Below are 1979 nucleotides of genomic sequence, written 5' to 3'. Positions count from 1 at the left end.
GCGCGGGCGACGAGGCCGCCGCGGCCGGCGCCGGTGAAGAGGCCGCCGCGGGTGCTGGTGAAGAGGCCGCCGCGGGTGCCGGTGAGGAAGCCGGCGCGGGTGAAAAGGCCAACGCCGGTGTGGGTGAGGCCAACGCGGGCCAGGAGCAGGGCGCCGATGAACAGGGCGCCGATGAGCAGGGCGTCGTCCATCAGTAACCCGACGCCGACGAAGACGTGGACGACGTCTCCGGGATCAGCGGCCACTGACACCGGGACGTCGGCCCCACGACCCACCCACCGGCCACACCACAGCGGTTCCGGCAGGTAGGTGGAACGGTCCGGCCCTCCGGCGGGAGGGTCGGACCAATTCGCGTGGGGGGCCGGGTCCCGAGAACCAGTCACCGTCACCGGTCACCCGTCAGCCCTCGCCTGTCGCCCGCAACAGAAGCAACGCGACATCGTCCAACCGCTCCTCCGCGGCCTCGACCTCCCTCACCAACTCATCGGCGACCGCGTCCAACGGCCGCCTCCCGCCGGAGGCGAACCGTTCACCCAGCTCGGCCAGCGCATCCTCGATGTCGACCCCGGGCGACTCGATCAACCCATCCGTGTAAAGCGCCAGCACAGAGCCCTCACGCAGCGCCACCTCGGTCGTCGGATACGTGGCGTCCACGTCGATCCCGAGCAGCGGCCCACCGGCGAGGTCCAGCACCTTCACCCGGCCGTCGGGCCTGCGCAGCAACGGCGGCGGATGTCCGGCCCGCGCCATCACGGCAGCCCCGTGCTCCGGGTCGAGCCGCAGATACAGACAGCTGGCGAACAGCTCGGAACCGAGGTCGATCAGCAGCCGGTTGGTGCTGCCCATCACGTCCGCCGGCGCCTGACCGACGGTCGTGTACGCACGTACGGCCGTACGGATCTGCCCCATCAGACCGGCCGCCGTCACGTTGTGCCCCTGGACGTCGCCGATCACGGCCGAGGCCCGCCCGTGTGAGAGCACGAGGTCGAAGAAGTCGCCGCCGATGTCCATGCCCCGGGTCGCCGGCAGATAGCGGGAGGCGGCCTCGATGCCGGGGATCGACGGCAGGGAGTGCGGCAGCAGCGCGGCCTGCAGTCCATGCGCGAGCTGGTGCTTGGCGTCGTACAGCAGGGCCCGTTCCAGCGCCTGCGCGATGAGCCCGCTGAGGCTGGTCAGCACGGCTCGCTCGTCGGCCGGGAAGGGATGCGGTTCCGCGTACCCGAGCACACAGGTGCCCACCGGCCGTCCCGAGGCGATCAGCGGCAGATAGGCCCAGGCGCTCAGGCCGTCCGGGGTGGATCGCCGTATCGGATACAGGCGTTCGAGCTGCTGCCGGTTCTCGAAGAACGCGGGAACCCCGCTGGTCAGGGCATGGGCCCCGGGGGTCTGGGCGGTGAGCGGCATGCCGTCGAAGCGTTCCACGATGTGCGGGTCGGCGTAGCCGCGGTGCCCGAGCACATGGAGCCGCCCCGCGCGCGTGCCGAGCAGGACCATCGCCTGGCTGCCGACGGCCGGAGCCGTCTCGTTGGCCACCAGCTCCACCACGTCCTGCACGCTCACCGCCTCGGTGAGCGCGCTCGCCAGACCCAGCACATGGGTGATGGTGATCAGCCGGCCCGATCCGTCGCCCTCCCGGCGGGTGTCGCCCTCCATCTCGGCGACCGCCCGGGCCGGGGCGATACGGACGCTCAGCCCGTTCGTCCCCGGGTACAACCGGAACGACAGCCAGGCCTTCGGCGGTTTCAGCGCCACGAACGACGTCACGTGCTGACTCATCAGCGCGGCCCGGTACCGGTCCTCGTACGAGGGATCGTTGAGCCACGGCACCGACGCCCACAGCTGGGTGCCCAGCAGAGCGCTGACCGGGATGCCGAGGAGTTCGGCCGTCGCCGCGTTGGCGAAGGAGATCCGCCCGTGCAGATCGAGCGCGCACATCCCGTACGGCAGCCGCGCCACCATCCGCGCCGCCTCCACCGTGC

2 protein-coding genes are annotated in these 1979 nt (G+C 71.5%); both read right to left on the bottom strand.

Annotation, left to right across the window (positions count from 1 at the left end; translation table 11 throughout):
• Positions 1-245, bottom strand: a 245-nt coding sequence (locus STRIP9103_RS49915; RefSeq protein WP_199790546.1) for a hypothetical protein, incomplete at its 3' end; no start/stop codon positions are given.
• A 154-nt stretch (positions 246-399) separates the two neighbouring features.
• A partial coding sequence (locus STRIP9103_RS16125) for a SpoIIE family protein phosphatase (RefSeq protein WP_048820373.1) occupies positions 400-1979 on the bottom strand: 1580 nt, incomplete at its 5' end.

This window comes from Streptomyces ipomoeae 91-03, from assembly GCF_000317595.1.
Taxonomy (GTDB): Bacteria; Actinomycetota; Actinomycetes; order Streptomycetales; family Streptomycetaceae; genus Streptomyces; species Streptomyces ipomoeae.
Note: the sequence above shows the minus strand (reverse complement) of the source record. Positions and strands in the feature narration are given on the sequence as shown.